The 291-nt window shown below is 74.9% G+C and carries 1 protein-coding gene; it reads left to right on the top strand.

The features are described 5' to 3' along the window. A partial coding sequence (locus P9217_RS30170; protein ID WP_278088328.1) for a hypothetical protein occupies nt 1-291 on the top strand: 291 nt, incomplete at both ends.

The following is a 291-nucleotide window of genomic DNA, read 5'->3' as shown; positions in this document are numbered from 1 at the left end:
ACTGGCGCGACCGGAGCGACCGGCGCTACCGGTGCGACCGGAGCCACAGGTGCCACGGGCTCGACGGGTGCGACCGGAGCCACCGGCTCGACCGGAGCAACGGGTGCTACCGGCGCGACTGGAGCAACGGGTGCGACGGGTGCGACCGGCGCTACGGGTGCCACGGGCTCGACCGGAGCAACGGGTGCGACTGGAGCAACGGGTGCGACAGGTGCGACCGGCGCCACGGGTGCCACCGGCTCGACTGGGGCGACCGGCGCTACCGGAGCTACAGGTGCGACCGGCGCCACG

Source organism: Mesorhizobium sp. WSM4989, from assembly GCF_029625795.1.
Classification (GTDB): domain Bacteria; phylum Pseudomonadota; class Alphaproteobacteria; order Rhizobiales; family Rhizobiaceae; genus Mesorhizobium.
This window is presented reverse-complemented; position numbering and strand designations above follow the sequence as displayed.